Source organism: Bradyrhizobium sp. USDA 4474 (assembly GCF_054057515.1).
Genome location: NZ_JBSRZJ010000001.1, coordinates 160,802 through 186,171, shown reverse-complemented (window position 1 = coordinate 186,171; position 25,370 = coordinate 160,802). Strand labels below are relative to the sequence as shown.

Sequence of the window (25,370 nt, the reverse complement as noted above, 5' to 3'; positions counted from 1 at the left end):
CTGTCTTGGGATGCGAAGACATCAACTCGAACCCCGCTATGAGTGGACATATAGGTGGCCCCCTTCGCCCAAGGGGGCCACCTATTGGATCAAGGCATCACTTGCCGTCATACCAGATGCGATAAACCGCGCCGACGAGATCATCTGAAACCAGCAGCGATCCATCCGCCAGTTGTTCGACGTCCACCGGCCTGCCCAGGTAATAGCCGTTGTCGTTCCACCCTTCTGCGAACGGCTCGGATTTCCCCTCGACGTGACCATCATCCTTGAGGAAGGTGACCATCACCCGCGCGCCCACCGGCACCGTTCGATTCCAGGAGCCGTGCTGCGTCGAGAAAATTGCGCCTCGATATTTCTGCGGGAACATGCTGCCGGTGTAGAATGTCAGGCCGAGATCCGCTGCATGGGGGGCCTGTTCGACCTCAGGGAAGACGACGTTGGCTGGCGCCGCCTCGTTCTTGTACTCGTTCGTGCGGACGTGCCCGCCACCATAGTACGGGAAACCAAAATCCTGACCCGCACTGGCTATACGGTTCATTTCGCCTGGCGGCTGATCATCGCCCATGCCGTCGACCTGGTTGTCGTTGGTCCAGAGTGACTTGTCCTTCGGATTGAAATCCATGCCGACGGGATTACGCAGCCCCGTAGCGTAGACTTCGCGGTTCTTACCGTCGCGATCCATGCGGATGATGCCGGCCATCCCAACCTTATTGTACAGGTCCAACTTGTCTTTAGGCGGCACGTTGTAGGGCTGACCAAGCTGAATATACAGCTTATTGTCTGGACCGACCCGGCACGGGCGGGCTGTATGATTGTAGCTCTCCTCAGATTTCGGTATCAACTCGCCTTCCGGCACGACAATGCCAACGGCAACATCCGGGCTTTCATAGAAGAATTCGGCCGCCGCATACTCCAGCACCCGGTTCTGCTCTACCGAGTAGAGAAAGCCGTCCTTAGAGAAGCAGACACCGTTCGGAATTTTCTTCGGCAGGGAGGGAGCGAATTCCTTCACCTCGTCCGCAACACCGCCGCGCGAGCGGTCGGTCAGGACCCATATCTTCGATTTGCGAGTGCCCACGAACGTGGCTACTCCCTGCGGGCCGACCGCGATATGACGCGCATCCGGCACCAGCGCGTAGAGAGATATGTGGAAGCCGGAAGGTAACTTGATTTTGGTCAGGTTCTGCTTCACCTGGTCCGCTTTCGCACCAGTCTGCGGGACTTCCGGCCACTCGGCTACCCCGCCTGTCTGGTGCATGCCTCCAAGTGTTTCGAGCGCGCTTCCGCCCGTGGTCGGCGCGGCTGGCGCGCCCTGCTGCTGCTGCGCGGCTACGGGGCTGGCACCTGCGGCCAAAACGAGCAAAGCAGCCGCCGTCTTCGAACGAAGATCCATTGCTAACCTCCCTGTGATGCGCCCCCAATTCTGGCGGATGGCACCCGCTGTCGGAGGCTCAGTTATCAATGCGTCGCCTTGAGCAATTGTCAATTTCATTGCAGAAGGAGCGATAGTGATGCTGATGCGGCACTGCCGCTCGCTTCTAGCCTCGTGGAACTTATCCGTGTTTGCCTATCGCAGGCTGTGATCGCGGGTGGTCGTGCGCCGATCTAATTGGGCGCCGTATCGGAAGATGCAAAAAGAACTGCGACGGATACTCGCCGACAACCGCCGCGTACAATGGGTCTATTTACGATTGTCTGCGTTGCCGAAATCGAAAAGCCCCTGCTCGGCTCCAAAGATGACGAAAAATGTCGCGAAGCTCTGGGGCCGGGCAGGCCGATGCAAATCGCTTATTTGCGCGCTGCGCAGGCGTACATGTTGATCTCCATGCCAACCGGCACTTCGACGATCTTCGGTGCTTTCCAGGCCACAGTGAACTCCCTGGGTTTGGCGGCACAATCACCGCAATAACTACACTAAGAGCATATCAAACTCACAAGCCTGCGTCTTCCTCTTTTGTTTAAGCCCTGGGCAGACCGTCAGGTGCCTTGGTGGAGCTGAGATAGCTGATCCGCCACGGCCGCGCTGGCTGCTGCATGCGCCGCCATTGGCAATGTCGATCGCTACGCACCGAGAAGCGATATGAACTTGCGCCGCTTCAAAGGAGGCCTCCTGTGCCGACGCCCTCCAAGTTGAGGCTATCACGAAGCCTGCGTTGTGCGTCGCAAGAAAAAATGGCTGGGCCAATGTCGCAGTTGGGTCAATCTGCGAAGAACTCAGGCTGAGCAAATCCAGTCCGGTCCGCCGCGAGGAGCAGACCTTCGTCAGACGCGGCGCAACTTCGCAGATGGGTCAAAACGCGAAGAACTCAAGTTGATTAAATCTGGTCCGCTCTGACGCGGTGAGCGGACCGCCGTCATGCCCCGCGGAACTTCGCAGGTGGGCCACAACCGGACTCATTCGCAGAGACAGAGGCTATTCGATGACTTCGTTTGCTGTAGCAAGTAGCGCAACGGGAATGTTGATGCCCAGCTCTTTGGCTGTCTTGAGGTTGATCACAAGCCGAACTTGGTTGGTTGCTCAACAGGCAGGTCGCCGGGCGAAACACCTTTGAAGATGGGCCAGCCATGGTCATGCTCCGGCTATGCTAGCGCTCGTGGCTACGACGCATTGGTGAGTGGCTGGGCGCCGCCGCAGCGCGGTGGACTGCGCCGCAAGCGACCACGCTGTCGATTGCCACGCTGATTTTGGGATAGAAAATTCGGGATACTGGACATCATCGCACCCGCCAGCGCATAAAGGGGGGCCGCCAGTGGCGCGCGCCTCTGCCGAGCGCTTGAGTACCTCGCGGCTGTAGATCGAGCTGCCTTGGACGACGTTCAAAGTGTTAAGCGGCGGCCCAGCTACTTGCTTTTGCGCCGCGCCGCATCCAGCGCGTTCTTTGGAGCCGAGCAGAGCCTAATCCAGGGCTCGCCCGATGCGCGGACCCTTTCGGATTAGCCCTATCGGCATACATACATCTCCACGGCAAGGAGCAAGCGGATGACCCGATCGGTACCCGAGCTGGCACCCGAGTACATCATTGAATGGCCTGACGGCGAGCGGGCGAGGATCATATGGGTCTCGGAAGACGGCATGCGCTTTCGCGTCGAGGGTCTGCCGTCGTTGCTGCGGGCGACCGACAGCTTTCGGGTGGTCAGGAGAGGACGAATAGCCGTTCCGGATTGAGCGCGCTGGAGACGCCTAGTAGCTCTAGCCAGAGGTGACATCGGGGTCAGCGCGCCGCCCGAGGTTCGCGCTCTCCCCCTGTATTGGCCGGGACTACAAGTGCAGCCACAACCTCAAGCTGGAGCCGGCCTGCGTTGGCCCGACATCTGTCAAAAGCGCTACGTAACAGGGGTCGCCTCGCTTTTTGACGCCCGAATCCCCCGGATAGTGTCTAGGGACGTAGGCATTCCGCCCTTGCCCTCGCGCGCGCGGCCAGCCGGCTGATGGTTGATTGGTCCACATCGAGCAGCCGCGCTACCGCGCTCTGCGGCTCGCCGGCCTCGAGCAGCTTGATCGCCTGCCGCTGTTGATGCTTGGTCAGCTTCGATGGTCGACCGAACTTAACGCCCGCTTCTCTCGCGCGCCGAATGCCAACGTCGGTCCGCGCCTTGATCAAGCTGCGCTCGAACTCAGCCAGTCCGCCCAGAATGGTCACCATCAGCTTGCCGTGCGGCGTGGTGGTATCGGCCCAAGCATCGGCCAAGCTCTTGAACGCAGCTCCCGACTCACTGACCTCGTGCAGGATATTGAGCAGATCGCGGCTCGAGCGCGCCAGCCTGTCGAGCCGGGTGATGATCAGCACGTCACCTTTCCCAAGCGCAGTGATTGCCTTTCGCAATTGCGACCGGTCAAAACGCGCGCCGCTCAGCTTCTCGGACAATACTTTGGTCGCGCCCGCAGCCTTCAGCTGCACGATCTGGTCGGAGACGCTCTGGCCGTCAGTCGAGACCCGCGCATAGCCAATGATACCACTCATGGAAATCCTCACTCTCTTTTGCATCGGGATTTCGCATAGAAGAAATGTTTATATCACAAGGGCGTTTGAACCATGCGCCAATCAACACTTTTGCATGATGGAAAAGATCACGGCGCGGTCAGCGGACCTTCTCAAATCCCGCCTGGATCGCGCGAAAGCCTGCCCGACATAGCTGCGCAATGGCGGCCCCAATCGCTCGGTCGTCATGGCGTTGATCCTCCGCCAGTACCCCTGCGCGCACAAAGGCGTCGATCGTGGTAGTCCAATTAGAAATCTCGATCCGCAAGCACTTAATGTTGTTTCGGCGCCGTTGCCTATATCGCCGTGAGCACTTCCGGGCCACCGCCCGCTTGTGGGCTAGATGCTCGAAACGTAGAAGATTGTCCCGTGGACGCATGTTGATCTAAGTCTGCGCCCGCCTGGGTGGCGGCGATAAGTGTGAGAGGTGCGACCGCTGGGCTGGCGGCTTCGGCTCCAGATAGCGCGCGCTCCTGTGCAAATGATTTGCCACCGCACCGTAACCCAAAGGCCGCAGCACCTGCTCGACCTCGCGGATGTCCTCGCGCCAAGGCGTGGTGACCTTAAGCAACGCATCGATCACCTCGACTTCATCCCAACTATTTTGCCGCGCGACTTCAACGCAAAAAGCGAAGACTTCCGCCCGCGTCCGCAGCGGAGATAGGTCGTAGCGCTCACGTGGCTCAGAGCCGTCAGCGGCCTTGCGCCTGATTTCGGCAATCTCCGCATCACTGATCATCGGCATCGATCACCTCCGCCTCGATCACCTTCGCACGCTTGCGCGGGGGCTCGTTCCCGAGCAACTCGACCGCTTCCCGGAAGGTCGTGACAAACTGCGCCGCATCAACACCTACACTCAAATCGATCTGACGCGGCATTAGTCCTGCGACCAGCCGGCAGAAGCTTGAGGGATCGTCGATCGCCATCGCCTCCAGCGCACGGTCGCCATGCTTCTGCCATGTGCGATGCAGCCCTTGCAGAAAATCTTCACTCAGCTAGTTGCGCGAGCCTGGCCGCCGACCAGCAGGATTGCCCGATTGCCCGGGCTGCCAAGACGGCGCCGTCTTCAAATTGCCATTGCCCTTCGGCCTGAGCTGCACGACAGGCTGTAGGTCCCGTGCATCATCATCTGAGAACTTCTCGGCCATGCCTTTTCCCGTCAGAGGGAGCTAACAGCGGCGAATCCTACCACAACGCCGGGCAACTGGCATCAGACGTGATTGGTTGAACTGCAGAAGCACTTAAAGACGGATGGGGCTATGAGCTGGAAAAAACTGGGACAGGCCCGCGAGGGGCAAAGTAACCCCGTGAAGCTCACTTTTCTGCTCCATTGCGCCATTGGCGCGCCAAGCACCAAAGCTAATGGCGCGCTCATTGCGCCATTAAGCTTTAGCTTAGCGCCTTTTGCTAATGGCGCAGCGGCATCCTGCGCCATTGGTGCGCCATTGAAACGGGGCTAATGGCGCAATCTCATGACGGCTGCTTCTCGGGGTCTAGGCGGAGGCCCTGCCGCGCCTTGCGCTCGATGGGATCGTCGTACGGCTCGTTGAACAACACGCCGTTTCGCACCCAAGTTTTGATAATCTCACGACACTGCATTTCGGAACGATCTGGGCAGTGCTTTTGGACGACACGCCAAGCGGCACGTGTGCTCGCCTTCGGCGCGTCGGAATAGCGCTGGCCGTTCAGCAGCCCGGCATCGATGTCAGTCAGCGCGGCATTGAGCGCCACCGACGACAGGCCAGCCCATGTGTCAGGTGGGTTCCATGGCACGACCGTCTGGACCTCGTCGCCGCTCGGATATTCGGCAGTGCCGTTGCCAAGCTGCACGCCGATGATTTTGAACCATGTTGCTGTCTGCGAGGGCGGCGCAGTGTTCACCTTGGCATTGTCGAGCCGAACGAACTGCGCTCGATCTTGCGGGCTGATGCTGAATTGCTTGGCTTCCTCCTCGCTCATGCGGGTGAGGGTATAGACCAAGCGCCCGGCGTCCTTGGTGCCGCTGGCGCCGCGGCCTACATCGGGATCGCCGGGCGTGGCGGCGCCCTTGCGGGCGTGATGCGGGGTATCGACGGCGATATTGCATTCGACGGCAAGTCTCGCGAGGAGATCGCAGACAAAGTCCATTGCGCCATTATCGTTCTCCTCCAGGGCATGTGTTTTCACGAACGGATCGAGGCTGACGATGTCGGGTTCGAAAGATGTCACGGCCGCGCGTAGTTTACATTCAAGCTTGCCTAACTGGCGTGCGCCTTTATGCATTTCGGCGAGCTTGATCCCTTTGGGGGCGGCATAGAACAGCCAGCCCTTAAGCTCGCTGCGATCTATGTCGAAATGAATACAGGCTGCGGCAATGCGGCGTCGCAGTTCATCGATGTCGTCCTCAAGTGAAACCAGCAACACACGGCATCGGCGGAACACATATTGTTCTGTCAAGGCGCGGCCAGTCGCGAGCGACAGGAATTGTACGGTTCGCAGCGCGGTCTTGCCACCGGCACACGGCGCGATCAGCGACGACAGGAATTTGCGACAGAATTGGTTGCCGAGCAGCCACTCGCGTGGGGGCGGAAGATTGATGTCATCGCCAGCGTCGAAGACTTCGAGGCCAGTGTCGTCCGTTGTATCTGGTGTAATCTCGGGCATTGCGTTGCCCGGCTGCCAGATCGGCGCCGATAGGCAAATGGCCTCAAGCTCTTCCCCGGTGTGGCCGGCATCGAGATAATCGGACACGTCGCCTTTCGACGGCAGGTCCGGCAGCAGGATCACGCGCAGGCTTGCCGCGATGCCGTGCAATGCTTCCGCTGCTGCTGTAGCCCGCCTTACGCCTTTCGCGTCATTATCTTGCAGGATGAACACGTCGCGCCCGCGCAGCGGCGCTACCAATTCCGGCGTCAATTTGTCCGCCGCCGACCCAGACACTGTAGTGGCAACGAGACCAAGCTCGGCAACGCGATCGGCATCTTTTTCGCCCTCACAGAAGAAGACAGTCGCGTCCGGAAACTTGATCAGATCGGGGAGCCGATAAAGCACTTCCGGGCTATCACCGCGGCCCCATGCATAACCGCCGCCGGGAAGCGGCCGGCGCTGAAGAAACTTCTTCGGGTCATATCGCACCACCTCATAAAACAGCACGTCATCGGCATTGACATAGCGATAAGTGGCGACGATGCGCAGTTGATTGTGGTTGTTGCTTTTGGCCTTCTTCGGCTGCCACGACGGCAATTCAAGTCTGTCGCGTACGAAGTCCTTCGCAGCCAAAGGATCGCCGCCATTGAAGAGATGAACGATGAAGCCGTCCTCTGCATCGAGATCGAGCTTGATCGCCATGCCGTCATCCACCGAACTGTGACCCGGTGAAGGCGCGCGCACCTCCCGGCCGACGACTCGACCGCCAAGTGCGCGCGCGATTTGCTCCAGGCTGAGCAGCATCGGGCCTTTGCCTAGTAAACGATATCGTCGTCCAGGTCGTTCTTGCGGGTTCGCGCCATGGGTTTAGCCACGACTTGCCTCTCGCCGCCGATGACGCGGACCAAGACACAGGGCTGCTTGTTGCCCTTGACCAAAACCTCGCCCTGGTAAACTTCGATCCTATGGCCAATCCAGGACTCTGAATCGTCTGTGCCGAGCGTATCAATCAACGTCCGGACATTGGTTTTACCGAGCGAAAGCTGGTCGCCGTTTTCGAAAGTGAGCATCGGCTTATCGAAGCTGCCCATGGTCACGTCGGCGATGATCGCCTCCATGGGACCGTCCGCGACATCCTCGACCTTAATGAACCTTGTGCCGGCAAAATCGGACATTCGCATTGTCTCTCTCCATTCAGCGCGCGCGCTTTGCGCTCTCGCGCGTGCGGCGCTGGCGCCGCGCAAGAGGAAACAGGTTGTGGCCGCACTGGCGGCAGATCAGACGAAGGTTTCAGGGGGGTGGAGACCGATCACGCCGTCGCACATGTAAGTCGTCCTTGATTTTTGGGACGTCACGCGCTACGGAACTAGCGCTCCAACCCCTCGCGCCATCGGCCGATGAGGTGGTGGGAGTCTCGGGACTCGAACCCGTCCAGCCCGCGACCTCCAGAGATCGACTTGCGGCTGGCTGGCCACTGCACAGACTCCAAAAACACGGAACGCCGCCTTTCACCGGGGCGGCGTTTCGTTAGGCAGCGTCGGTGACACCCTGCGCGACTTCTAGCGCGTGCATATGCTGATCCAGCAGGGACTGTCGCCACAAAAACTTGCCGGCCACTCGGACCGGTGCCGGCACCTTGCCGGCGCGAATGAGGGCGCGGAAATGATTCTCCGAATAGTTCATGTAGCGCGCCGCATCCGCCGTCCCAAGGTAGCGATCGGGCGGTCCGCCGCGACGTTCGTAGTCCGAAAGTCCAGTGGAGTCCTGTGACATCGTCCGTCACCGATTGAAGTTGATCGATGCCGAACTTGATATGACTTTCGAATTTGACTGTCGGCCGGCAATGGTCGCTAATTAATTATCAACCCGTTGGGCGAATTACTGACCTTTTTGGGCGCGCCATTCGTCCACTAACCCAGGGACGCGCTCTTTCAGGGTGGTGAGAGCTGGGCACTTCTCGCCGAACTTCTCTTCGATTGCTCGGTAGAGGTCGGCGCATGTCTTCCAATCGTCTACTTGGTCTTCCTCGGCAAAGTCGCCTCGCGTATCGAGCTGTTCGAAAATGAACCGCTTGATCTCTGGCCAGTCGTACGTGCTAGGGCGTCCCCGTCGCAGTTCCGGTTTTGCTGAGTCCTTTCCCTTTGGCATCGACGGTGGCTTCATCAAAGCATGCTCGGTGGCTTCCTCGCGCGGCTCAAACCGCGCTGGATTGCGCGGCAACTCGTGCTTGGCCAGCCAGTGGTGAAACATCGATCGCGGAAACCAACAGCGCGCCAGATATTCGGACCACACGACGTCGGGCGGAGATGTATCGATGATAGTCAATAGATGCTGCCTCTTCATTCTCGCCATCCGAGTGCGAAAATGCAGATAAAGCACCTTGGATCGACCGTGCTCCTCGAAATCGCCAGCGAGAAGATCGCGCAGCAATATGTCGCGGGCATTAGCGCGCACAGTCTCGTGGCCATCAATCTCCGGCAACCATTCTTCGACAATCTCGCGAAAACTGATCCATTCACGTCGGCGCTGCTGCTTCCAGGTGAATCGCGCCTCGCGATTAAGTCGCCAGTCGCGCGGGCAACTCGGATTGGGGATTAACGGCGGCCCATCGGACATTGTGCACGCGCCTCCGCTTAGCGCTGCCGCAAAAAGAGGGCCGCGGCAGCAAGCATGGTGCGGTCCATGCTTTTCGGGAGCTACCCTATCCGCCCGGCGGTCAGATTATAACGCAGCATGGTCTTTGGCGACAAAGGCGGCGAAGTAGGCCCTAGCGAACGCCGAAACTGACCGGCTGCCTTTAGTCGGCGCACATCAAGAATGAGACCGCATGAAGTTTCATTGAGCCCCTCCCTTTCGCCGATCCGGATGCCGCGAGCTGGCCGACGCTCTTCCCGGCGCAGGGTGGGCCCATCTATATTGATAAGACCAATGGCCCCATCCTGTATCTGAGACTCACCATCTTGACCCTCATTACAGAGTGCGCCGGAAGCTGGCAACTAACAGGAGGCGAAAGTCTCCCTCGTGAAAAGGCTAGCCTCCGCCCGACCTTGCTGGTGTGTGCCGTTGTGCCGTCATCCTCGCTGCAGTACTGCCGCCAGGCCGGCTCGAACTGCTGACGGTTATAGCCATCGATCCTCATGGCGCTGCCTACCTCTTTTCGTCCCGGGCAGTCCCAGCCTCGAGTCCGTCATTGATGCTGAGAATCCCGATTCATGGCGTGCCATCACCAACAACCCGAAAACTCGTCGCATCATTTGGCTGTGACGCTGTCGTGTCGCAATAGGCGCGCCATGGTTCCTCGAACCAGGCTCGGCGATAGCCCTTCGCGCTCGTGCCTTCGGACCAAATCGTCTTCGGCTTGATTTTGAACTCACGCAGCATGCTCGCAAGCTCGGTGTCTTTAAGCCTGTGCGGTCGCTGATCGCTGCGAACACCGCGAAACTCGCACCAGTCAGCTTCGTCGAGGTTATGCAGCGCGTCGAGGAGGATTTTGGTCGGCAGGTAGTCGACGTTGCGTATGTCAAACACTTTGCGAATGTCGGCGAGCAGCAAAATTTTGATATCAGCGTCGTGATATTGGCGCGCGAATATAAGCATCGCATCGCGTGCCTCTTCGCCCCAGCCTAACGCGTCGGCGATGCTGATCAGCGATCGCCAGTTGTCGGCCCATCGATTATGCACTGGCATTGCCGGATCACGGTTGAGTTTGACCTCACGCCAGAGCAAAATTTGTGTGTAAGCGGCATCGAGCGCGGGATCGGGATGACTAGCGTCGAAGCGCTTGAGTTTGCGCTGGCCATCATGACGCTCCATCGCGATAGTGATGCAACGAGAATTCAGAGTACGCGGCAACGCGCCGAACGTATCTGGCAGCGCCAAGGCCAACGGGGTAAATGTAGAGAATTTGCGCACGCGGCCGCGCTCTATAATCCCGATTGTGCCGCCTTTGCGATGGCCACTGTTCAAGATGGCGCGAAGCCGTCCGTTGTCGCGCAGCGCAAGGCCAAGATTATCAGCTTCGTCGATCAGTAGGGTCGGATGCGCCGCATCGATCACTCGATATAATGCGGCGGTAGAGACGGCGTCGAACTTTTCAGGCCGCGCCGTGAGCCTTGCCAGGATATCAAGCAGCGTCGTCTTGCCGCAATCGGGGACGGGGCTGCGTAAGGCCAGTCGCGGCGTCACCATGAACCGGTCACTAACGTGAGTGTGCAAGGCCCACAGTGCGACAACGACATACTCACGCGGCTGTAGCGCGACATATTCCTGGAGCAGGTGATGAACCAGCGCCAATGGATTGACGCGCTCGGGATCGTCTGCCGAAGCATCACACGCCCGCGCCGCGTGCGAGTTTGAGGACAACACGTCGACGAGATCATTCCAGGACTTACGATGGCGAGCGAGCAGATCGAAAATATTGCGGCGGGCCTTGTCACGCTCGTCAGCTTCGCTGGCGCCAAGCGCGACAATGTCGCGGGCAAGCTCAGCGCGAATGGCATTAGCTGCGCCGCCGAGCAATTGGATGATGTCGACCCACGTCTTGTTGTAGTCGCGCAGCAGGCTGTCGATCCGGCCGCGCGCTGCTTCGGCCTCGTGCGTATTGTCCGTGCCGAGGGCGCGAAATAGTTTGTCAAGGCGCTGGCGTTCGCGGTCGCCGAAGTGCTGGGCGATGGCCTTATGCCCCCTCATGCCGGCAACCCGTCAGGACCCTGAGATTTCAGGCGCTTACAGGCGATTAGAACCGGCAGGTCTGACGTCAGGTCAGATAGCCCCATGCCGTCGTTCGTGGCGACTATAATCATCGCGGCCTCCTCTGACCGGGACGACGGCTGATGTGCCTGGGGGATTGCGCCGCGATTTCACCGGCGATCGAGGCCAGCTTGCGCCGCCGCTCGATTTCAAGCTGTGCCGCCTCGGTGCGAGCAAACTCGGCCATCCGCACACGCCATGCGGCACGCGCTTCGGCAGTGATACGAATAATTCTGGTGCCGGGCACGAGCCGTTCCTCAGGCCCCAGACCACGCCGTCGCAGCGAATAGTAGGTCGATTTGGAAAGCGACTCGGCGCGGCAGAACTGCGCTACGGTAAGCGCAGAGTCGACGTGCGACACCTCTAGTGCAGGATTGCTGATTTTCGTCATCGAGACCGCCTCCGGGCCGAGGGGGTCTCAAAGGACAAGAGGCCGCCCCGGCGCAATCGCATTGCGCTGGACGACCTCCGTTGGCGCTCACGATCGCTGAGGCGCACCGCCTATGCAGTGCCGGGGCCGGTAGTTCAGAAGCTGCCCGAACAAGCGGGACTAATGGTACTCTCGCGCTGGCGCCCGTGATCGCGCCGCAGGCATCACTATATCACTATAACGTAATCTTTAGACTGTCGCAAACAACAGCGAAACGGCGCGATGTTTGGCCGATGTTTGGTTTGCCGAAATGCTCGAAAGCTAAGCCTTTGATTTCTCTGGCGCTCCCTAGGGGAATCGAACCCCTGTTTCAGCCTTGAGAGAGCATTGGTGTCACCACGCTCGAGTTGAGCTCGATTAACCAGCGTGAAGAAACTGAGGGAGACGTTGAACGATAACGGCCATCCAGCCACGAAGGCCTTGCGGACCTTGGCGTCAAGTACGTATCCGGCGTTGGCCGGGGTCCGATAAGCCTCCTGAAAGCAGCTTAACTTCAACAATCAAGGCCGCACCAAAGGCTTCCACTGGGATGTCACATTGAATGGTCCAATGTGGAGAATGGGTCTCCTTCTCTCCCGGCGTCCAACGCGCGGCTCTAACCGAAATGCAGATGGTTTCATTCACACGAAGGGAATCTGTCCAGCCACCAGTGCTAGTACGGCAACCCGCCTTTCTAACGGCAGCTACAATGCGAAAGGTGAGCTTCGTCTTTTGCTCCGACCAAAGAGGTCGAGAATCTAGGAATTCATAGTTTCGTTTCGGAGCGTAGCCGAGCAGCCGATAGAGATTTCGCAAACTGCCGAAGTGGGTCTGGCATGTCGCCACGCAAGGCAGCCCCGGCGCGCGGTCTATAATGTCCCTGCTCAACTTTCCCTGCTTGAGCAAAGCTTTTCGCAAGCGGACGAGCATCTCTTCTTCGGTTATATCGACGCGACGTTCTTCGATAAATTTTGTTCGCCTTTGCGAAGACGTCACGATCAACAATGGGTTCAATGCAGCCTTCAGCTCTAATCCACTGGTCTGGAGAATTGTACGTGTATGTCTGGCGCAGCTTAAAGGACCTTCGATTGAAAATGAGATTTCCGATGTAGCTTTCGTTTCGGAGTATGGCTCCGACCTTCACGCGCGTCCAAGGATCCCCCGAGCGCGTCGGCACTTTCTTCTTGTTCAGCTCCCAAGCCACCACCGTTTCACATTTCACATCGAGGAATCGGCTAAATATCCACCTGACGGTAGCAACTTCGCGGGGAGTTCCGGGACGAACTCTAATGTGATCAGTCAAAGATACTTTCGCTGTCCCTTCTTTAGAACACCCTTCGATTGCTCCTTCTCGTCAACAAGCTCCCGCAGCAAACCGTAGCCAGGGTAACCGCCCAGCTTGTAGCCTAACCGAGCAAAGCGGCATTGACCGGCGTAGACCTTCGCTGAAAGCTCTCTACTGTACTCGGCCGCCATCACTCGTTTGATGTTCTTGACGATGCTGGCTAGCATAGTCCCGTCGTTGTCGAACTGTTCGGCACAATATGCGACCTTGATGCCCGCGCGCTTGCACATGAATTCATAGTGCGCACTTTCGTCTGCATCTTGGAAGCGCCCCCATCGGCTTACATCGTAGACAAGGATGTGCCCGAAGTCGGCTTGTCCACTTTCGACATCCTCTATTAGCTGGAGGAGGCCCCGCCTGTTCTTGATGAGCAACCCGCTTTCGCCCTCGTCTCTGTAGGTACGGACAAGAGTTAGATTGTGAGCGTGTGCATAGGCAGCTATCACTGCAGCCTGATTTTGGATGGAATAGTGCTGCATCTCAGTGGACATTCGCACGTACTGAGCAGCACGAACGCCGAGGAGAGCCTTCGGCAGGTGAGCCTTGTGAACGACGAGCGCGTTGCTCATTCGCCACCTCCATCAAGCAGGGCCGCCAAGCGCAGATAGAACACTCTGGCTGACGGTCGCTCAAGAGCCCGTTTCGCCAACCACGCGGCCCCTACCAATTGAGAGAAGCTCCTCTTGCACTAACGTCAGAGTTGCGCTTTTCTGGCTTCGGGTCTGGGGGAGGTTAAGGCTGATGAGAGCTTTTGGGATCGTAGCACTTTGCGTTTTGCTTGCGGGCTGCGCTGCGTCAGCGCCGGAGGTCAGGGCCCGGCTCGGTCAAGAATACATTGGCAAGAACGTCGATACGCTGGTCGTCCGCTGGGGGCCGCCAACAACTACTTTCAAGATGAATAGTGGACAAACTTCCTACGTCTGGCAGTTGGCGACCGAGACAACTGTCAATATGGACAGGGGCTCAGGGCTTGCCAAAAACTACGCTTGCCGGGTGAACGTTATTGCGTCGCAAACTGGCGTAATCGAACAACTCGACACCGAGGATTACAAGGCTGGCGCGGGAGTCCTGGCAATGGTCGGAGCCACCGGAAGTATGTGCGGTGAAAGGCTCGGGATGAAGCCACAGGGTTAGTCGCTATTGGGCCCTGTCGCCATAATCGACCTTGAAAACCTTGTACGATTGCCCAACGGTTGTCTGGGTGAACAGAATCTCCAGCGCAACAATCTCAGTATAGCCGCGCACTTCGTCTCCAGCATTGATCAGGTCAACCACCGTCAGACCCTTGCCGGTGTCAAAGTTGGACGCTGGTGCGCCCGGAATGCGGATTAAGCCCTGCATACTTGGGCCCCGCGTTTGAATAGCGACCTTGATTTGCGCCTTTCGCAAATTGGGTCCCTTTGATTCAAGTACTATCCTTTTCCACTGATCAATATCTCCTGCTGATCGACTCAAGTAGCTCAGGCCGGTCAATGGATCGATGGCAGCAATGGTAGGGACAACGAATGCTGACATGCCGGCGATCACTGCAACGGCACGGAGTGAGATGAGATAGAAGCCCGGCGCCTTAGGGATTGACCGGCACTTTTTTCGCTTCATGTGAACGATCCATCAGCGACCGGATAGCCGCTCCCTTCGCAGCCGCATCTCCCGAGCCCTCGGCGACGCGTTCAGCCGTACATTTCGTTGAGGGTGGGTTTCCACACTGACGCGCAAGCGCTTCCCAGCCGACACACTTTCCGGATTGGTTTCGGTATCCCGGTCCACCATTGTCCCCGCAGGCTGCTAACGCCGATGCAGCGGAGGAGGCTTGCACGACTATGAAAAGCGAAACGGAAATTGCAATCCGACGCACTCGCATCTTCCCTGCCCCTTGAGCCACCATCCAAGCGCAACTAGGGGAAGAGATCAATCCGACTTTCGCGAACTCGGCAGGAAGAGATAAGTGCCGCACCTAGGAGTCCGAAGGAGGCCCTTCGGTGCGGCTCCTTCTTCGCACTCAGCTATTAGCCAAGCGCACGGTTGATCATGTGCTGGCCGACGTCGATACCGGAGCGCACGGCCACACGGTCTACCCAGACCTCCAGAGCTTTCCCCGCATCCCCAACGCGCTCCCAGCAGCGCCATGCTGCGTCCGACTTTGCCATGCTTGCCGTTTGGCCAGCGCGACACATGGGCCAAGCGACCTCCAGCGTTGCTGCGAGGACGTGCGTGGCAACGGATTTGATCATCAGTGATGTTTTCGTGCTTTCCGGTGAGCCCCAATGCCCTTCCGGTCGTGCTTAGGCGATATCGCGGCTACGCTTTACACGCCCGAATGTCTAGACGCGCGACGCGTCCAAACTGGATACGAAATCTCATCAGCCGCTTTCTTCAGAGCTTTGGCGCCCCAACGCCGAAGCATTTCCTTCTCGCCATAGATTAGGCCTACCGACTTGCCGCCGCTACTGCGTCCTGCAAGTGCATCACGCCAAGCTTCGTCGGCCGTTGTACAGCGAACGCGGGCAGAGACTCTCCACACCAGAAATCATCTTCTGAGAGTCTGTCCGTTTTGTCCTCTATCATATCCAATTCCACGATCGGCGCACAAGCGCCGTGCTTTCTCTCACCAGTGCGCAGCATCTTGTTGGGATGAAGCGCGCAAGGACGAGAGAAGTTAATAGTCGTGGACCACGGTCCGCAGCCTCTGCGCAAATCGATCCTGCTTTGATGAGGTTTGTTGAAGCACTTGCAATTGCCGACGCAAGACGCGATCATCTCTTCGATAGCGAGCGTCTGATGAAGAATCATCTCGATGCCGCTGGCGACAAGCGCATCAGCAGTGGTATTCGAGATGAAACCCGCAGCGATCTATGCTCGGTTCTCGACCGAGCTTCAAAACGAAAAATCGACTGAAGACCAGATTGCCCTTTGCCGCGCTTATGCGGCTCGTCATCAACTCGATGTCGTTGGTACCTTTGAGGACAAGGCGCGCTCTGGAGCCTCGGTATTCGGCCGCGATGGCTTGATGCAGCTTATGGACGCTGCGCGTCAGCATCGTTTCACAGTTGTGATCGTAGAGGCCTTGGACCGACTCTCACGTGACATGGAGGATCTGGCCGGCATCCACAAACGGTTGTCGTTCCAAGGGATCGAGATTCAGGCTGTCCACGATGGAACTGCGGACTCAATCTTGATTGGGATCCGCGGTCTCGTCGGACAGATGCAGCGCGAGGACGGTGCGAAGAAGGTCCGCCGCGGCATGGCCGGCGTGATACGCGATGGCCGACATGCGGGAGGGCGTGCCTACGGATATCGAGCGGTACCCGGCAAACCCGGCGAGCTCGAAATCGTCGAAGATGAAGCTACGATCGTCAAACGGATTTTTACAGCATACGCCGCGGGGCGGCCCCCCCGGGAGATCGCGCAGGATCTCAATCGGCAAAATGTACATCCACCGCGAGGTCGGCGATGGAATGCGTCGACGATCAACGGCAACGCCAAGCGCGGGACAGGGCTCATCTTCAATGAGCTCTATGCTGGCCGTATTGTCTGGAACAAGGTCCGGATGGTGAAGGATCCCGATACAGGTAAACGATTGTCTCGCCCGAACCCTCGCGAGGAGTGGCAGAGCATTGATGTGCCCAAACTGCGGATCGTCGAACAATCCGTTTGGGAGCAGGCGCACGCTTTGAAAACCGAGAAGGGTCATTTGGCCAGTCACATGAAGCGACGGGCGCCGCATCTCTTGTCTGGTCTCCTTCGGTGCGGTTGCTGCGGATCTGGTCTGTCAGTTCATGACCGCGAAGACCGGAAAGACCAGGATTCGTTGCTCAGCTGTGCGCGAGAGCGGCAGCTGCTCGAATCGCAGGATCATCTACCTGCGCGACGTCGAAAGACTTGTGCTCAGCGGGATGGTCGAGGAGTTGAAGGACCCACGGCTGATCGAGACCTATGTCCGCAACTACAACAGTGAGCGAGAGCGACTTGCAGGCAACGCCTCTGCGGAGCGCCTGCGGCTAGAGGCCAAACGTGATCGAATCGAAAGTGAGCGTCAGCGCAACATTGATCTCGTGATCAAGTACGTGATTTCCGAGGAGGATGCTAAGCGACGGATCGTCGAGTTGAAGCAAGAGCGGTTGCGCGTTGAGGCGGAACTGGCTGCCCTCGAGGAGGCCCCTACTCCCATCTCACTGCATCCGGCAACGCTGGACCGCTACATCGAAACCGTCAATGCGCTTGCCGACACGATAGCAAGCCACGCAGGCGCGGAGGACGACCGGGGCCCGCTGGTCGCCGACTTCAGGTCGCTTGTGCACAGCGTCATTGTCCACCCGAAAGGCCCTTGGGAAGGCTTCGAGATCGAGGTCAAAGGAAAGCTTGCCGCATTGGTCGGCGGAGGGGTCTTTCCAGAGGCCCACCATAGTAGTGGGGGATACATGGTAGCGGGAGACCGCTACAGCCCAAAACCCACTTTTGAGGATAGTGGGAGACGCGTGGTAGCGGGGGAGGGACTCGAACCCCCGACCCCAGGATTATGATTCCCGTGCTCCAAGCAATTCGCCTCGACGACCGCGCACGCTTGGGATGCTCGAGACCTAAAGATGATCGAGTGTGCGAAATCGCCCATCAGCGCTCCCGCTCTTGTAGTCTGATATGTCCGCCGCTCTGACTCTGGCGGCTTCCCTCTTTATCGCGTCCCGGTCGTTGTTCATGGCGCTCGTGAACAGGTTCCGCGAATGTCGCTCGCGCAAACGGATGCCCTTTCTCCAGATGCTGGGCGATGCGCTCCTTGGCGAAGGCCATAATGCTCTGGCGGGCATTCTCATCGTTCGGCAGAGCGCGCTCAACAAGCTTGTTGATGACGACAAGCTGGGATTGGGCCGCGAGCAGGTCGGTGTCATGCACTGCCGCCGGCTGGTCTGCATGGCCTTCCTCCACCGTTACATTCCACATGTTGCGTGACATTTGGCGTCGTTCAATGCCGGCGATTCCTGTGGCGGCGTCTATGGGGTTGATCGCCCTGACGACCGGCTCGACGCCATCCCTTCGCAGTGAGATGCGGTCGCCTGGCCTCGCGCCACTGTCTGCGACGTCTGTTACGACGCCGACGCCCTGCGCCTGATGTCGCCGGCCATCATCCAGTTCGATGGTTACATAGGTTGACGGCTCCGCGTCAGTGCGGTTGCGATACGGACCAAAACCGACCTCCATCAGACGTCCGGAAACGCTCTTGGCGTTATCGAGCCTTTCCGCCTGCGGTGACCTGTTGGAGGCCGAGCGAGCCCCGACATCGTTGGTCCGGGCGTGGGCTCGATCCCATGCGGCTCGTCGGTCAGCGAGCGCCTGCCGATCAAGCTCGTTTGGCCGATAGCCCTGCACCTCTATTCCGCGCGCGCCAGCCTCAAGCCAGGCCTCGCGTCGGAACTCGACGGACCCGCGAACGTGAATTGTCTCCCACTGGCGATGCTGTGCCACGCTGACCATGTCCCGGATCACCTCGGCGGCAGACATGCGGGTAACCAAGCGATCGTCAGTGGTCTTGAACGCAAGATACTCTTTTCGCTCATCGGCATAGAGCCGCGCTTCGCGGCCAGATCCATCCTTTTCGGATTCAGTGGCCACCACGTAATATTTCCGACGGATCCGGTCCGGAAATGCACTATCAGCAACCTCCGCGGACGAGGGCTTGGGGGCTGTTGCGGACTCGCCTTCACCCTTTTCTCGGGCGGAAGCGCGCCCGGCGCGACGTTGCCGCTCCAGGCTGAACTCCTCGCTCGCGTCATGCCTGGCGCTCATGCTCTTCACCTTTCTGCTTGCGGCCGGTCCGCCGTGTCGGCGGAATGACCTGAGCGTCGACGTAGTTCATGACCCAGGCTTTCAGGTCCTCTTCGGAAAACCCCTCGAGGTCGACATCCACATCCCCGAAATCGAAACTGGCGCCTGCGGGAATCGTGGAGGGGTCGGCCACCTCCTCATCGGTCATGGGCCGTTTTTGGAATACCGCGCGTAACTCGGCGATCTCGGAGCGCAGCTCCTTGATCTCAGCGTCGAGCAGTGCATTTGAACGCGCGTTCGGCATCTTTGGGAGAGGCGCCGGCAGTAATCGCTCCAGAAAAGACTTGTCCTCATAGTAGATGATCTTATCGGCGATGATTGGGGGAATGCCGGTGCCGAGAATGAAGGCCTTGGATTTTGGAAGAAGCTTGAGCTCTTGCGGCAGCATCAGGGCGCGACGATGCTCGGACACCGTCTCGCTGATTGCCCGCATCGCCAGCCCTTTTGGTCCGCTGCGGCTGCGGGCGCTAACAGTCTCATAGCCAAGGCGCTCCGAGAGCTCATTGGCCACGTCCTGCTCCTTTGGCGCAAACACGACCTCAACCGCGTGGTTGGTCATGAAGTTGCGGGCTGCGTCTATCCCGTAGATGGCGCGCAACTGCGCCGGGCTCTGGACGACGGTGAGAAGGCGGATGCCGTAGCCGGCGACGAAGGCAACCGATTTTGCCAGCACATTCACATTGCCGAGCGCCGGAAACTCGTCCAGCAGCAGCAGTACCTTGCGATTAAGTTTGGCGTTTTGTTCCGGCAGCTCCCTTGTATTGAGATCGACCACCTGCTGAAAGAACAGGTTCAAGAGCGGTGCCATGCGGTCGAGATTGTCAGGTGTCACCCCAAGGTAGATCGACATGGGGCTCTGCCTCAGCTGCCGCAAATCGAAATCATTGCTCGAGGTTGCGGCATCGATGCGCGGGTTGAGCCAGAGGCCAAGCCGTGCCGTTACGGTCTTGCGGACCGAGTTCAACGTGTTTTCGGAAGCTGCGAGGAAGTCGTTCAGCGCCGTAATGCAGTGCCGTGATAGCGAAGTTGGGCCCGCCTTGCGATCGGTGATGATCTTACCGAAGTGGCCTTTAAGATCGGGGGTCGCCGAGAGCTGGCGCAGGATCTCACCGATCGTCAATGGCAAGCCGGGTGTCTCCGCGACATAGCCGCCAATAGCCACAAAGGATGAACGAGCCGCCTCGAACCAGAACGGATCGCCGCGGCTCTCGGCCGGAAACAGCATCACCGCAATGCGCTGCAGATCGTCGTAGAGATCGGCGGGATCGTTGCGCACATAGCCCAGCGGATTGTAGCGAGCCGTTCGACCGTTCTCGTCGAGCGGGTCGAAGAGATGGACCTCCTGGCCGTGCGCTTCGCGAAAACCGGCCGAGCGATCCCAGTTCTCCTTCTTCACATCCAGCGCAACAACCGAATCCGGCCAATTAAGCAGGTTTGGAATGACGTAGCCGACTCCCTTTCCTGCGCGGGTTGGGGCGTAGAGGAGGACGTGTTCCGATCCGCCGAAGCACAGCAATTTGCCGTCCTTGCGGCCGAGCAGCAGGCCTTCCTTCGATCGCAGGCCTGCGGCCTTGATCTCCCGCTCGGAGGCGAAACGGGCTTTGCCGTGAAGGGGAAGCGGACGGTTCCGAAGGATGGCGCCGAGCAGGCCAAAGACCACGATCAGCCCGGCGAGCGTCGACAGCGTCAGCCAGCGGTCGAAGCGCGGGTCAGCGCCATAACGCGGCCAGCCTGTGGCGATCTCCGACCAGTGAAAGCCGCCATCGTGAAGCCTGAGCCCGAGCAGCAGAACGTTGGAGGCGACTAGCAGGAACACTGCGGCGGCCGCGAAGGCAAGCGCCGTGCCCTGGGCCGCCTTAACGGGCGTGGTCGCGCTTGCGAACGGGGTCATAGTAGATTTCCGAAATGCGATAGCGGCCGTTACGCTTCTGCATCTGGACGACGACATCGACCAGGTGCAGCAAGAGGGAGCGGATATCATCGCGGTGGAGGTCCCGTCCCTCCGCACTCTCCTTGACCAGCAAGGTCATTTGTTCGAAGGCAAGGCGAGCGCTGTCGGCGTGAACCGTCGTGATCGATCCCGGGTGCCCTGAATTCACATTCCTGAGATAAAAGAAGGCGGTGCCGTCGCGGAGCTCCTGCAGCAGGATGCGGTCAGGCCGCATGCGCAGGGACGACTCGAGGAGTTCGCGGGGGCCGATCTTGGCCACACCTTGCCCATCCTTGGCATAGAGCAACCGGACGCAATTCTGATGGGGGATGACGAGCTCGGCCGTGTCTTCGATAGTGAGCAGCCGCTCATGCGCCGGGATTGCCGCGATCAGCGCCTTTGACAGAGTCGTCTTGCCGGAGCCCGTCGCCCCTGAGATCAGGATGTTGCGGCGGGTGCGCACCGCAAGCTGGAGGAACTCGCGCCATTGGCCCGCCTCTTTCAGCGCGAGTAATTGATGCTCGTCGGCGTCCAGCTCGTCACTGGCGGAGCGGACCTCGTCGAACAGCTTTACCCGCTCAAGAGCGTCCAGGTTCATAGTCAATGTCGAGGGCTTGCGGATTGTGAGGCTGATCGTGCCAGTAGGCACGGCCGGCGGCACGACGATCTGGCAGCGCTCCTCGCCGATCAGGCTGGTCGATACCACCGGGTATTCCGGCCCGATGTCCTGACGAGTGTGACTGGCGGCCGCGGTCGCAAGGTGGGAGAGGTAGGTGTGCGTGAGGGCTGCGACTTCATGCCGGGTCCAACCGTTCGGCCCCTCCACAAAGATCTCGCCGGGGCCGTTGACGACGATTTCAGTGAGGGTGATGTCGGCCAGGTATGGAGCCAGCGGCTCGAGGTAGCGCGCCAGCACCAGGCGACCACCGTCCCGCTCGATCGACGCGGCCCTGGTCATTTCGTCACCATTGCCGGTCCGACGAGGCCTTCGGGGAGGGTGCGGTCGAGAATCTGGGTGCGGCTTTCGATCCGTTTGAGCCGGTAGACCGACGAGAAATCGAGGTCGCGCGCGACAAAGATGTTCACGAGCTCGCCCTGATTCTTGCTCAGCGTCGGCGGGATGTTGATGGATTGCTCGACGGCGATGCCGGCAGCGGTATTCGTCGCGCCGGCCGTGTTGTTGATCTGGATCGAGCCGTCTTGCAGCTGCTGGCGTCCGATCGAAGAGGCATCGCCGACGATTGACAACAGCAGCGCGGAGCCAAAGCGCTCCCAGAAGTGCGTGTCGATGTCGCCGTCGAACCCCGCCCTGCCGAGCGCATCCGTCGCGGGCGAGGCCAACGCCACGATGACACCTGTGGGCGTCTTGGCGCGGGCCCATAGCACAAACATCCGTTTGGAGCCGCGCCGGACACTGCCGCGGTATTCGCCGACGACTTGCGTCCCCTTTTCCATGAGCACAACGTTGCCGGAATCCGACATCACGTCGCGCAGCACGACGCAGGAGACGAAGCCGGACACATCCGACGACATTGCGGTCTCGAGCACGCAAGGGATTGACGTGCCTTGGGTCACCAGAAGATTGCGATTGGCCAGCCGCGCCGCCCGAACGCCCTCGATCGGCGTGGGTTTGAGCTTGTCGGCGAGCTCATTGCGTGGCTCGGCCCGTCCGAACTCATAGGGATCAACGGGGATACCTCCGGCCGGTTCGTTGCGGGCCGAACGTCCCGATGCGACCGGCCGATTATAGGCCAGCACCGGTGCGCGCCGCGCGCTTTCAAGCATCTGGTCGGGAGCCGGCGCGGGTGCCACTGGCGGGGCTAAGATGGGTGCAACCGGAATGGATGCCGTGGTAACCGGTACGGCGGGGGTTTCCGCGACGGGCTCGAAGGCCGCCGCCTGGCGGATTGTGAGCTTTCGGGCCGAATCCGTGACCGGCTTATCGCTTTTCCAGGTTCCCCAGATTATCAGGAAGGCGAATGCGGTGAGCGCGAGCGCGCCGAAGCCGCGTTTGAGCATCGCCGTTCGACCGCTGTCCCCTCCTCCCACCGGCGTAATTCCGCGCTCGCCGGCAAGCGTCTCATGTTCAAGCTCGGTCATTTGCACCCGCCTCATCGCTCTTTAAGGGTTGGAGATGACCTCTTTGCCCGCCGCTCGACCGAGGGGCTCGTTGTGTTGGTGCCGGGATTGACGCCGACAGCATCGAACGCTTCGTTGAAGATGCAGAGCACGACGTCGCCCTTGCGCAGTCGAAACTCGCGGGCCGTGGCATGGACCACCACGAGCTCGCCACGGACATCCTTGGGCACCAGACTTTCAGAGCCATCCGAGTTGATCAGGTAGATCGCCGGGATCTCGCGATTGCCGGCGAAGCGGAACGTGGTTTCCTTGCCGTCATCGAAGACAGCTTCGGGTTCGAGCTCGATCGAGCCTTGGGCGGAAAAGCGCCAGTTGCGCGCGCCATAGGCATGATGAACGTCAAACGTCTGATCAATCAGGGCGCCTTCCCGTTCCGCGCCTCGGGCGGCCGCCTCGATGCGCCGACGCTCGATCTCGTCTCCGGGATAAGCAAAGCGGACGACGAAGTAGCTGTCGGCGAGCGTTGTCTCGGCGATCGACAATTCGAATTGATAGGAGCGCTTGCGCCCGTCGGGTCGGGTGGTGACGACCTGCAGATTGGTCGGCGGATGTTTTTCGCGCGGCTTGAGGAATAGGATCGAACCTGCAGGTGCGACCTCCCATGCGATCGCATCACCAATGGCGACATGCGCGATCTCCTCGTCATCGGCAAACACGACCTGGGTCGAGGCGCGAATGACGCCGTTGACGCGGACCACATTGGCTGGGTCATAGGTCACAGTGCGCACGCGCGCATCGTGTTGCCCAGGCGCTGGCTGCTGCAGCGCCAGCACGGGCCCGGCAAATCCGAGAGTTAGAGAGATCAGAACCGCTAAACGTTTCATGGCACGACCTCCGGATCGGCGCGATACTCCGAAACCAGAAAGCCGAGCGGATTGATGAGACGGTCGGCGGACGACATCGGTGCGTTGGCGTAAGAGAAGGTCAGGGTCGAAACCCAATGTGTCACACGGGTCTCCTCGCCCTTGCGGCTCTCTTTCATGAACCGCACAGACGCGACATTGTCCGCCAGGAGCGAGATCGCTTTGATCCGAACCGTGGCCACGCCAAAGCGTCCCTGAACGACTTGCGGGCTTTCTGGATTCGAACCGCGGTACCAGGCTGCGAAGCGGGCCTGCTCGCCCTGCTCCGAAAGAAGAGAAATCGTCCGAAAATTGATTTCCGCTTCCGGGTAGCTGTAACCCTCCCGCGCGCGAACGTAGCGTCCAAGGAAATATTTTGTGACGGCCTCGTCGTAGCGTGCCGGCGTCGAATTAAGAGCAGAGACGGTGTCGACAATGCCAGTGGCATTGTCGACCCGAATGACGAATGGTTCGACCGTCTTCAGCGGTGCTAACGCTGCGACCGCACCGACTGAGGCCACCGCCAAGGCGCAGGCGCCAGCGGCAACCACCCACGCTGTTCGCCGCGAGCGACGGGCCGACAGAAGCAAATCCTGTTCCCATCGCCGCGCATTCTCGAAATAGCTTTTCAGGTCATCGTTCCCGAGCATCTCACGCTCCCTCGCCGCACCAGCGGTAAGAGGCCGCAATTTCGGCTGAGTGGCTGGACGCGGCGAGATGGGTCGAAGGCGCTGACGGATTGCCTTCGCCCTTCCGGATGATCGGTGTGGACGGCGAACCTGACGGTTCAGGTGTCGCGGGCGGCGCGCCGGAATCCCAATCCCAGAGCGAGCGGTTAAGCGGGCGCCGAGTCTGGCCATCACAGGATGGCGGCCCCTTTGTCCAGTTCGCGCAGCCGCCAAGCTGCCACGCGATGACGCAAATGATGAATACTCGACGCCACATCGTTCTGATGCCCTGCTCTGCCTTAGTCGCCTGTTCTGGCGATCACTTGCGCGCTCAACCACGCGAGTCGTTTTGCCGGTTATGCCTGCTCAACAAGTGTGGTCTGAATCAGAAGGTCAGAGTCGGCTGTGCGGATGACCTGTCTGTTTTGACAGGGCTCAAGATCTCTCGGACTCAGCAGGTCGAGGTGAAATCGCCCAAGTGCGGCCGGAGGCAAGCGATAGGTGCCAAGAGGCACGCCAAGACGTCGAATAGGCCTTAAATAATATCATCCTTGGACCAGCGACGCCGGCCGTGCCGCCGTCCACAAGTCAGGTCCGTCGACTTGCGAATGCACACCGTCCGTAAGGACAGCTCCCCAAACACGCCTCATTCCGCAAGGCCGCGATCACCGGATGACTTGAAATCCTCATCCCACACTCGCGACCGGGTCCAGCGCCAGAACCGAATGTGGACGGTGAGCCAAGCCGAATGCTTCCGGCACATCGCGCCATCGCGAGTCTGTTCGCGCAATCAAAGCTGCGCATAAGCATTGACGCAATGACTCGGCCGTGATTCGATTCTCGGCACTGGCCGCTACAGGCCAGGC

At 59.6% G+C, this 25,370-nt stretch carries 25 protein-coding genes and 2 pseudogenes; 6 read left to right on the top strand and 21 right to left on the bottom strand.

The genetic code is table 11. The annotated features are described in order from the left end of the window. Positions 1-97: 97 nt before the first annotated feature. Both ACVW16_RS00875 and pqqA read right to left on the bottom strand, forming a co-directional pair. A complete protein-coding gene (locus ACVW16_RS00875; RefSeq protein WP_456739318.1) occupies positions 98-1,393 on the bottom strand; it encodes a PQQ-dependent sugar dehydrogenase in 1,296 nt (431 codons plus the stop codon). A gap of 395 nt (positions 1,394-1,788) precedes the next feature. Beyond that, a complete protein-coding gene (gene pqqA / locus ACVW16_RS00870) occupies positions 1,789-1,869 on the bottom strand; it encodes a pyrroloquinoline quinone precursor peptide PqqA (protein ID WP_012029362.1) in 81 nt (26 codons plus the stop codon). Positions 1,870-2,980: 1,111 nt separating this feature from the next. Here pqqA and ACVW16_RS00865 point away from each other — a divergent pair. Further along, positions 2,981-3,166: a hypothetical protein gene (locus tag ACVW16_RS00865; RefSeq protein WP_456739319.1), complete on the top strand. Its 186-nt coding sequence runs from the start codon at positions 2,981-2,983 to the stop codon at positions 3,164-3,166. Positions 3,167-3,377: 211 nt separating this feature from the next. Here ACVW16_RS00865 and ACVW16_RS00860 read toward each other — a convergent pair whose 3' ends face one another. From ACVW16_RS00860 to ACVW16_RS00850, 3 genes are all read right to left on the bottom strand, one after another. Continuing rightward, positions 3,378-3,962: a recombinase family protein gene (locus tag ACVW16_RS00860; RefSeq protein WP_456802188.1), complete on the bottom strand. Its 585-nt coding sequence runs from the start codon at positions 3,960-3,962 to the stop codon at positions 3,378-3,380. Between the two features lie 403 nt (positions 3,963-4,365). After that, positions 4,366-4,725: a hypothetical protein gene (locus ACVW16_RS00855; protein WP_456802187.1), complete on the bottom strand. Its 360-nt coding sequence runs from the start codon at positions 4,723-4,725 to the stop codon at positions 4,366-4,368. Next, a complete protein-coding gene (locus ACVW16_RS00850) occupies positions 4,709-4,906 on the bottom strand; it encodes a hypothetical protein (protein WP_456802186.1) in 198 nt (65 codons plus the stop codon). Before ACVW16_RS00850 ends, ACVW16_RS00855 begins: the two co-directional genes overlap by 17 nt. A gap of 333 nt (positions 4,907-5,239) precedes the next feature. Here ACVW16_RS00850 and ACVW16_RS00845 point away from each other — a divergent pair, with 333 nt between their 5' ends. Beyond that, a complete protein-coding gene (locus ACVW16_RS00845) occupies positions 5,240-5,440 on the top strand; it encodes a hypothetical protein (protein WP_456739102.1) in 201 nt (66 codons plus the stop codon). Between the two features lie 10 nt (positions 5,441-5,450). Here the strand turns inward: ACVW16_RS00845 and ACVW16_RS00840 are convergent, their stop codons facing one another. From ACVW16_RS00840 to ACVW16_RS00800, 9 genes and pseudogenes are all read right to left on the bottom strand, one after another. Next, a complete protein-coding gene (locus tag ACVW16_RS00840; protein WP_456802185.1) occupies positions 5,451-7,409 on the bottom strand; it encodes an AAA family ATPase in 1,959 nt (652 codons plus the stop codon). 11 nt (positions 7,410-7,420) lie between these two features. Next, on the bottom strand, positions 7,421-7,780 hold the full coding sequence (locus ACVW16_RS00835) for a hypothetical protein (protein ID WP_456739104.1): 360 nt from the start codon (positions 7,778-7,780) through the stop codon (positions 7,421-7,423). A gap of 352 nt (positions 7,781-8,132) precedes the next feature. Next, positions 8,133-8,378: a helix-turn-helix transcriptional regulator gene (locus ACVW16_RS00830; RefSeq protein WP_456802184.1), complete on the bottom strand. Its 246-nt coding sequence runs from the start codon at positions 8,376-8,378 to the stop codon at positions 8,133-8,135. Positions 8,379-8,483: 105 nt separating this feature from the next. After that, positions 8,484-9,221: a hypothetical protein gene (locus ACVW16_RS00825; protein WP_456739106.1), complete on the bottom strand. Its 738-nt coding sequence runs from the start codon at positions 9,219-9,221 to the stop codon at positions 8,484-8,486. Between the two features lie 594 nt (positions 9,222-9,815). Continuing rightward, positions 9,816-11,294: a DUF3631 domain-containing protein gene (locus ACVW16_RS00820; protein ID WP_456739107.1), complete on the bottom strand. Its 1,479-nt coding sequence runs from the start codon at positions 11,292-11,294 to the stop codon at positions 9,816-9,818. Positions 11,295-11,403: 109 nt separating this feature from the next. Continuing rightward, a complete protein-coding gene (locus ACVW16_RS00815; RefSeq protein WP_456739108.1) occupies positions 11,404-11,745 on the bottom strand; it encodes a hypothetical protein in 342 nt (113 codons plus the stop codon). Between the two features lie 474 nt (positions 11,746-12,219). Further along, complete coding sequence (locus ACVW16_RS00810) at positions 12,220-12,777, bottom strand: hypothetical protein (protein WP_456739337.1); 558 nt, start codon at positions 12,775-12,777, stop codon at positions 12,220-12,222. A gap of 4 nt (positions 12,778-12,781) precedes the next feature. After that, a pseudogene (locus ACVW16_RS00805) lies at positions 12,782-12,985 on the bottom strand (recombinase family protein); the annotation flags it as partial. Between the two features lie 77 nt (positions 12,986-13,062). Beyond that, positions 13,063-13,677, bottom strand: a complete 615-nt coding sequence (locus ACVW16_RS00800) for a recombinase family protein (protein ID WP_456739109.1) — start codon at positions 13,675-13,677, stop codon at positions 13,063-13,065. A gap of 172 nt (positions 13,678-13,849) precedes the next feature. Between ACVW16_RS00800 and ACVW16_RS00795 the strand changes: the two genes are divergently transcribed. Further along, positions 13,850-14,242, top strand: coding sequence for a hypothetical protein (locus ACVW16_RS00795; protein WP_456739110.1), 393 nt, complete (start codon positions 13,850-13,852; stop codon positions 14,240-14,242). Positions 14,243-14,245: 3 nt separating this feature from the next. On the opposite strand, the gene ACVW16_RS00790 is transcribed toward ACVW16_RS00795, so the two are convergent. After that, positions 14,246-14,707: a hypothetical protein gene (locus ACVW16_RS00790; protein WP_456739111.1), complete on the bottom strand. Its 462-nt coding sequence runs from the start codon at positions 14,705-14,707 to the stop codon at positions 14,246-14,248. 1,110 nt (positions 14,708-15,817) lie between these two features. Here ACVW16_RS00790 and ACVW16_RS00785 point away from each other — a divergent pair. The 3 genes and pseudogenes from ACVW16_RS00785 to ACVW16_RS00775 all read left to right on the top strand — a co-directional run bounded on the left by ACVW16_RS00785 (position 15,818) and on the right by ACVW16_RS00775 (position 17,628). Continuing rightward, positions 15,818-16,003 carry a hypothetical protein gene (locus ACVW16_RS00785; RefSeq protein ID WP_456739338.1) on the top strand — a complete coding sequence of 62 codons (186 nt, stop codon included), beginning with the start codon at positions 15,818-15,820 and terminating at the stop codon, positions 16,001-16,003. After that, positions 15,942-16,730, top strand: a pseudogene (locus tag ACVW16_RS00780) (recombinase family protein); the annotation flags it as partial. The gene ACVW16_RS00785 and the pseudogene ACVW16_RS00780, both read left to right, overlap by 62 nt. Before the next feature lie 154 nt (positions 16,731-16,884). Then, positions 16,885-17,628, top strand: a complete 744-nt coding sequence (locus ACVW16_RS00775) for a hypothetical protein (protein WP_456739339.1) — start codon at positions 16,885-16,887, stop codon at positions 17,626-17,628. 88 nt (positions 17,629-17,716) lie between these two features. Here the strand turns inward: ACVW16_RS00775 and ACVW16_RS00770 are convergent, their stop codons facing one another. From ACVW16_RS00770 to ACVW16_RS00745, 6 genes are all read right to left on the bottom strand, one after another. Continuing rightward, positions 17,717-18,886 carry an LPD7 domain-containing protein gene (locus ACVW16_RS00770; protein ID WP_456739112.1) on the bottom strand — a complete coding sequence of 390 codons (1,170 nt, stop codon included), beginning with the start codon at positions 18,884-18,886 and terminating at the stop codon, positions 17,717-17,719. Further along, positions 18,870-20,585 (bottom strand): type IV secretory system conjugative DNA transfer family protein, encoded by a 1,716-nt coding sequence (locus tag ACVW16_RS00765; RefSeq protein ID WP_456739113.1) that lies wholly within the window; start codon positions 20,583-20,585, stop codon positions 18,870-18,872. The genes ACVW16_RS00770 and ACVW16_RS00765 overlap by 17 nt, the downstream gene beginning before the upstream one ends. A gap of 196 nt (positions 20,586-20,781) precedes the next feature. Then, entirely contained in the window at positions 20,782-21,813 is a 1,032-nt protein-coding gene (gene virB11 / locus ACVW16_RS00760) for a P-type DNA transfer ATPase VirB11 (RefSeq protein ID WP_456739114.1), read from the bottom strand. Continuing rightward, positions 21,810-22,955: a type IV secretion system protein VirB10 gene (gene virB10, locus ACVW16_RS00755; RefSeq protein WP_456739115.1), complete on the bottom strand. Its 1,146-nt coding sequence runs from the start codon at positions 22,953-22,955 to the stop codon at positions 21,810-21,812. The genes virB11 and virB10 overlap by 4 nt, the downstream gene beginning before the upstream one ends. A gap of 11 nt (positions 22,956-22,966) precedes the next feature. Further along, positions 22,967-23,818 (bottom strand): P-type conjugative transfer protein VirB9, encoded by an 852-nt coding sequence (gene virB9 / locus ACVW16_RS00750; protein WP_456739116.1) that lies wholly within the window; start codon positions 23,816-23,818, stop codon positions 22,967-22,969. Further along, positions 23,815-24,486, bottom strand: coding sequence for a virB8 family protein (locus tag ACVW16_RS00745; RefSeq protein ID WP_456739117.1), 672 nt, complete (start codon positions 24,484-24,486; stop codon positions 23,815-23,817). Before ACVW16_RS00745 ends, virB9 begins: the two co-directional genes overlap by 4 nt. Positions 24,487-25,370 lie beyond the last annotated feature (884 nt).